Raw genomic sequence first — 1,462 nt, forward strand, 5'->3', positions numbered from 1 at the left:
GGGTCGAAACCCGCACTGACGTCGACGATCACCGGCTGTGTTCCGGCGAGCACACTGCGCAACAGAACCTGCATACCGGCGATGTGGTGCGGGGGCAGGACCAGCAACCAGGATCCGGTGCCGCCGAGGCGTTCGTGGGTCGCGTCGCCGCTGGCTCGCAGTGCAGCTGCGGTGAGCATTGCCCCTTTGGGAGTGCCGGTGGTTCCCGACGTGGCGACCACCAGCGAAATACCGTCGTCGATGGGCTGATCGGGGTGCAGAGCGTCGCTCAGGCGAGCTGTCTCGCGTGCGTCGGCCGCCGGGACGGGGAGCACGGCGTCCTGCTCGCCGCCCAGGATCTGCGCGATGCGCGGCAATACCTCGAAGACCGCCTCGCCCTGCGGAACCGCGAGCGTGCGAAGAACGTTCACCGGATGTCCGGCCCGGCAAGCGGCCAACCACCGTCAGCCAGATGGCTTCGCACGCGGTCGACGTCGGTTTCGAGAGGCATCTCGTTGGTGATCTTCGTGATGAGGACCTGGATGTCGGTCTTCTCGATGGGCAGATCGCCGTCCTCGATCAACGCGTCGGCGACGGCGTCGACCTCGGATTCGGAGAGTCTGCGGGTGAGGAGGGCGAAGAGCGGGATGTAGTCCTGCTCGGGGACGCCATTGGGATAGCCGGCCCGCAACCAGCCGACTATCGACGTGAGGAAGGGCGGAAGGGCCATGACGTCAGCTCACGTCTCGAACTTCGTTGTCGGTGTCCACGTCTTCGATGACCGGCCACCCACCTGCGCGCAGCCTTTCGGTGACACGATCGACGTCGTCCTCGGAGGGCTCCTCGTTGAGGATTCCCTCGATGATGGCGCGGATGGTGTCGTAGTCGACGTGCCGGTCCGGTACCTCGTGTGCGGACTCGACGGACATCGAAACGACCTGCTCGATCTCCTCGTCGGTCAGGCGACGACGGAGAACCGCGAGCAGCGCGAAATGATCCTTGTCCGGGATGCCCTCGGGGTACCCGGCACGCAGCCAGTCGAGCACGCTGCGCAATGAATACTTGCTCAAATCCTCGGCCTCATTTTCGTTTCGGTGGTTTCAGTGGTGTAGCGCGACGACCACTCAGAAGACGTGTATTCCGAACGTGCTGGCCAAGAAGTTCTTCATCAACAACAGTATTCCGGCGAAGATCGTGACGAGCACGACCGCAAAACAGAGGTACGCACCCATTTTACCCAGGGTGGACGGTCCTTCGGTGCCGTCGGCGTTCGGCAGGCTCAGCGACTTGAGGCCGAAGGCGAAGATCGCCGGAAGTCCCGCTCCGAAGAGCAGTCCGACTGCCACTACCTGCCAGAGCGAATCGAGGGTATCGGTCAGTAGATGCATTCTCTTGCGCCCCTTTCAGGAGTTGCGGGTGGCTTCGGTGGACGGAGTGGGTTCGGCTGCCGGGATCTCGGCTCGCGTGACGAACACCGACTCAC

The 1,462-nt window shown here is 63.7% G+C and carries 4 protein-coding genes; all 4 read right to left on the bottom strand.

Annotated elements, in window-relative coordinates; genetic code table 11:
* Window positions 1-410 (bottom strand): AMP-binding protein (locus tag ABT116_RS45840; RefSeq protein ID WP_351647104.1); only part of this gene is annotated, 410 nt, incomplete at its 3' end.
* Entirely contained in the window at window positions 407-709 is a 303-nt protein-coding gene (locus ABT116_RS45845; protein ID WP_095970351.1) for a DUF3349 domain-containing protein, read from the bottom strand. The genes ABT116_RS45840 and ABT116_RS45845, both read right to left, overlap by 4 nt.
* Window positions 710-713: 4 nt before the next feature.
* Window positions 714-1,049 carry a DUF3349 domain-containing protein gene (locus ABT116_RS45850; RefSeq protein ID WP_351647107.1) on the bottom strand — a complete coding sequence of 112 codons (336 nt, stop codon included), beginning with the start codon at window positions 1,047-1,049 and terminating at the stop codon, window positions 714-716.
* A gap of 54 nt (window positions 1,050-1,103) precedes the next feature.
* On the bottom strand, window positions 1,104-1,367 hold the full coding sequence (locus ABT116_RS45855) for a hypothetical protein (RefSeq protein WP_003942079.1): 264 nt from the start codon (window positions 1,365-1,367) through the stop codon (window positions 1,104-1,106).
* Between the last annotated feature and the right edge of the window lie 95 nt (window positions 1,368-1,462).

Source organism: Streptomyces sp. NPDC002130 (genome assembly GCF_040296465.1).
In the GTDB taxonomy this organism is placed as follows: domain Bacteria; phylum Actinomycetota; class Actinomycetes; order Streptomycetales; family Streptomycetaceae; genus Streptomyces.

Coding starts and splice junctions, on each gene's coding strand:
- ABT116_RS45845 (WP_095970351.1), bottom strand. CDS start 709: ATGGCCCTTCCGCCCTTCCTCACGTCGATAGTCGGCTGGTTGCGGGCC.
- ABT116_RS45855 (WP_003942079.1), bottom strand. CDS start 1,367: ATGCATCTACTGACCGATACCCTCGATTCGCTCTGGCAGGTAGTGGCA.